The organism is Microvirga sp. GN3 (assembly GCF_055792825.1).
Genome location: NZ_JBVVAK010000296.1, coordinates 1 through 4626 on the forward strand (window position 1 = coordinate 1; position 4626 = coordinate 4626).

Below are 4626 nucleotides of genomic sequence, written 5' to 3' on the forward strand. Positions count from 1 at the left end.
TGACTATTTTGTATTGCTCGACGGACTGCCTCTGTCGTTGTGGCGCTCCCATGGAGAACCTGGCCCATAGCGCATCCCTCCATTCCGGCGATAAGAATGCACCATCAAACCCCGGGATCAAACAACTAGGCCGGCGCGTCTCGGATCAGGGTAACGCATCGGCTCATATGCCGAACTTGTCGCACCCTGGCTGTCAAGCCAGGAACTCAATTACCGTCGAGGCAAAGGCTTCTGGCTGCTCTATATTCGAGATGTGAGCTGCATCGAAGATTGCCGCCTTGGAATTCCTGATCGACGATGCGATCAACTGACCATCCGCCGGTTTTGTTGCTGGATCACGCGAGCCGATGATAACCAGAACCGAGTTGGTGATGCTGCGGATTGCCGTCCGTTGATCCATGTCGCGGATGGCTGCGCAACATCCCGTATATCCCTCAATCGGTGTCCGCAGGATCATAGCGCGCATACGATCCATGGTGGCAGGCGCAGCTTTTCGGAAGTGTTCAGGAAACCAGCGTTCGATCGTCGGCTCGACGAGCGCTCTCATTCCCCCTCGCCGTGCTGTTTCAATACGCCCGTTCCACAGTTCGACTGGTCCCATGTAGGCGGCCGTGTTGGCGAGCACCGCTTTGTCGATGCGCTCTGGAGCATGCGTCAGCATCCACATGCCAACCATGCCGCCGAGAGACAGCCCGCACCAGTGCGCTGTCTTGATCCCGAGCGCATCCATGACGCCGATGGCATCCCGGCCGAGTTGTTCTATGGAATACGGTTCTGCCGAGACGACACTGCTGCCGTGGCCGCGCTGATCGTAGCGGACTACACGAAACCGCTGGGACCAGACCGACACCTGATCGTCCCACATGGAGAGGTCGGAGCTGAGCGAATTTGATAGAAGAAAAACCGGCGCGGTCGCAGGTCCATCAAGTTTCACGGAAAAATCATCCCCATTTACGCGGATAATTGCCATGATCGCATCTCCCTTGGTTTATGTTTGGTGGGCATCGTCAGGTTAACGCGGTGGTGACCACCGGGAGCCATACGTGAGGGATGAAAAAGACTCGTCATCCTCTCTACGCCCGTCACCGCTTTCCGGCTGAAGTGATCAGCCATGCCGTCTGGCTCGATTTTCGGTTCCCGCTCAGCCTCCGGATGGTCGAGGAAATGCTGGCCGCCCGCGGCATCCTGGTCAGCCATGAGACGGTCCGGCAGTGGGCGCTGAAGTTCGGGCAGGGCTTTGCCAACCAGATCCGCCGCCGTCTTCCAGCGCCTGGAGACAAATGGCATCTGGACGAGGTGGTGATCACCATCGCCGGCCAGAAGCACTGGCTGTGGCGGGCGGTCGACCAGCATGGGATTGTGCTCGACATCCTGGTCCAGAGCCGGCGCAATGCCAAAGCAGCCAAGCGTCTGCTGCGGAAGCTGCTCAAGAAGCAAGGCGTCACGCCTCGTGTGATGATCACGGACAAACTGGCCAGCTATGCCGCCGCCAAGAAAGCTGTGACGCCGGGCGTGGAGCACCGCCAGCATCGAGGCTTGAACAACAGGGCGGAGAACAGTCATCAGCCGACGCGACGACGGGAGCGCATCATGAAGCGCTTCAAATCAGCTGGGCAGGCCCAGCGCTTCCTTTCAGTCCACGATCAAGTTGGAAATCTCTTCCGCCGTCCTGCCAACACCAATGCCGGGGATCATCGCAAGTCCCGAGCAAAGGCCTTTCTGGTCTGGAACGAGGTGACTGATGTCGCCGTTGGCTTCTGATCTGATGATCCGGGACGGGCAGATCTAACTCAACCCGTTAAGTTGACGATGCCCTTCTGCCAGCCCATGCGTCCATGCTCGACGATGCTTTGGAGATGGCGATCGCGCTGGGTCGGAGTAGCCTCTACATCCTCGCTCAGCACTGCCGTTGATCGGGGCGGAACGATCACGTCAGCATCCGGATAGCGCTCGGCGACGGTGCCATAGATGCCGGCCTGATCGTAGGCACCGTCGCCAGTGAGTGACGCGAGTGGAGCCGTGATCTGGTCGAGCAAGGGTTCGGCCTGTGAGCCATCATCGACATCGTTGGTCGTCAGTTCCGCAGCGAGGATCTGGCTAGTCTCCGCGTCGACTCCGATGTGCAGCTTGCGCCAGGCGCGGCGCCTGCGGGTGCCATGCTTCTCAACTAGCCACTCGCCGGCCCCGCACAGCCGCAATCCAGTGCTATCGACCAGCAGATGCACCGGCCCGGTGCGTGGGATTGGTCTTGGCACCTCGAGGGTCTCGGCGCGACGGCTCAGGGTGGAATGATCCGGCACTGCCAGATCGAGACCGAGGAGCTTCAGGATCGAGCCAATCAGCCCTTCAGTCTGACGGAGTGCCAGGCGAAACACCGCCCGCAGCGTCAGGGCTGTCCTGATCGCCAGGGCTGAATAATGGGGCTGACCGCCTCGCGTCGTGCGGGGCTCCGCCTGCCAGGCGGCAATCGCCTCGTCAGTGAACCAGACCGTGAGGCTTCCGCGTTGGCGCAAGGCCGCATCATACTCCGTCCAATTTGTCACTTGGTGCCGCTGCTTGGGGATGCGGTGACGGCGAGCAGCATTGGACTTGAACGGCACGGAAGAATCCGAAATCAGGAAGAGCCCAGCCCTCCTATGCCATCCAGCTTCGGCGGCCAAATCGCCCATTCGTGCAACAAAGCCGCAACGGGCGCGAATACGGAGAGTTTGGCCTGAACGAGTTTTTCGAAGTCAAGGCGATCGTGGGTTACGAATGATCCACTCAGCCGCGAGGCTAGCAGTACAATGGGGAACTCCGTCAGGGCTCGGGTGAGCCCATGCCCTGACGAATCATGCATCCGGCAGAGAAACCTCAGTAGCCGCGCCTGCAGTACCTTCAGCTGCGGGATGCACGAACTCTGTAGCCGGTTAATGGATCTATCACCCAGTCGGCGGTTCTCTGTGCAGCCAGCTTTGTGGGAGCAACCCGCTTGATCGACAATGTGATCCTTCAATCGGATCAGATAGAGGGTTGAAGTCAGCGAGCGACGAAACCTGCCTCCTCAATTGCGCGCCAATGATCTCCACCTTCCTAGATAGTCAGAGTCTTATATCAGGTCGGCTTGAGCTCCGGCTCCTAATGATCTTCACGAAAGCGGTGTAACATAGGGCGGTGCCGATCCTCGTGAGGAGTGCGCAATGGATGGCGATCGATGGCCCGTCTCTCCTACCTTGACAAAATGTCGAGGATCTGTGACCGATATGCTATGAACTACCGCCGCGCCAAACTCACGATCTCGAAAAAAGCCCCGCACTAGGGGCAATCGGTCATCGCGCGCAGAAGATAGCAAGCACTCTGATCAGATTGACCCCGCCGGTTTGGACGGGGATCCTGCGCGCTCCGTCTCCGGCCTTGAGGAGATGAAATTCATGGAAGTCACACATTCAGTCTTGAGCGGCCTCTGGCTGCCGCTCATCACACCGTTCCGCGATGGCATGCTGGACGAGCCCTCCTTGCGTAGGCTTGTCACGCATTTCGCGGCGCAGCCGATCGACGGCCTCATCCTTGGTGCGACCACCGGCGAGGGCATGTCGCTCGACGACGCGGAGGCCGAGCGACTGGTGTCGATCACAAGCGACACTCTCAACGCAGCGGGACAGCGCATCCCGCTCTATTTTGGCCTCTCCGGCAGCGATACGCGGAAGCTGGTCAAGGCGCTGGAGCGTACGGCATCGTGGAATATCACGGGCTACCTGATCGCTTGTCCATATTACACAAGGCCATCGCAGCTGGGATTGTTCAGCCACTTTTCGGCGCTTGCCGACAGCACCGAAAGGCCGATCCTCCTCTACAACATCCCGTATCGCACCGGCGTCAATCTTGGCAATGAGACAATGCTGCAGTTGGCGGCGCGCACCAACATCGTTGGCGTCAAGGATTGCTCAGCCGATCCCGTGCAGTCCTTTGACCTGTTACGGCATAAGCCGGCGCATTTTGCGATTTTCACTGGCGAAGACCACCTGTTCTACAGTGCCCTGGCCCATGGTGCCGATGGCGGCATTACAGCCTCTGCTCATGTACAGACGCCGGCGTTCGCAGCCATCCGCAACAAGCTGCTCTCTGGCGATCAAGTCGGAGCGCTGGCGGATTGGAAGCGTCTTGCTGATTTGCCGCGATTACTGTTTGCCGAACCGAGCCCCGGACCTGTTAAGTATTGGCTCTGGCGTGCAGGCTTGATCGATAGCCCCGAAATGCGTCTGCCAATGGTTCCTGTCACCGCTGAGCTTGCGTCAAGAATTGACCAGGCGATGGTAACTTGGGGAGTATGAGGAAATACAGAGCGGCTTATGCAGCTGCCGGTGGGAAGAAGTTCGTGTCAGGACCGTGTTGCATGGATCAGCTGGTGAACGTACTGAGCCCACCGCATGCCTTTGTTCAGGTGGTGCGAATGGACTTCAGGCGTCCAAACTCAAGCATGCGGTTCAGGGCATGAACGGCGATAGCGACCTCGGTGGGGTGCTGTCATATCTGGACGCTCCCTGCCGGCAAGGGTTTTGTTGAACGTGAGTGCAAGTGGTCGGGTGCAGTCATATCTACGGCCTGTGAGTGCGGCTCATGTGACCGCTGGCCCTGATGAAAGTCCGC

The 4626-nt window shown here is 59.1% G+C and carries 4 protein-coding genes; 2 read left to right on the top strand and 2 right to left on the bottom strand.

Annotated features, from left to right (window positions below):
* Positions 1-193 precede the first annotated feature (193 nt).
* A complete protein-coding gene (gene pcaD, locus ACS5Q1_RS46670; RefSeq protein WP_473104586.1) occupies positions 194-970 on the bottom strand; it encodes a 3-oxoadipate enol-lactonase in 777 nt (258 codons plus the stop codon).
* Positions 971-1050: 80 nt separating this feature from the next.
* On the opposite strand from pcaD, the gene ACS5Q1_RS46675 reads away from it, so the two are divergent.
* A complete protein-coding gene (locus ACS5Q1_RS46675) occupies positions 1051-1761 on the top strand; it encodes an IS6 family transposase (RefSeq protein WP_473104587.1) in 711 nt (236 codons plus the stop codon).
* A 29-nt stretch (positions 1762-1790) separates the two neighbouring features.
* Here ACS5Q1_RS46675 and ACS5Q1_RS46680 read toward each other — a convergent pair whose 3' ends face one another.
* Entirely contained in the window at positions 1791-2600 is an 810-nt protein-coding gene (locus ACS5Q1_RS46680) for an IS5 family transposase (RefSeq protein ID WP_473104588.1), read from the bottom strand.
* Positions 2601-3410: 810 nt separating this feature from the next.
* On the opposite strand from ACS5Q1_RS46680, the gene dapA reads away from it, so the two are divergent.
* A complete protein-coding gene (gene dapA, locus ACS5Q1_RS46685) occupies positions 3411-4310 on the top strand; it encodes a 4-hydroxy-tetrahydrodipicolinate synthase (RefSeq protein ID WP_473104589.1) in 900 nt (299 codons plus the stop codon).
* Positions 4311-4626 lie beyond the last annotated feature (316 nt).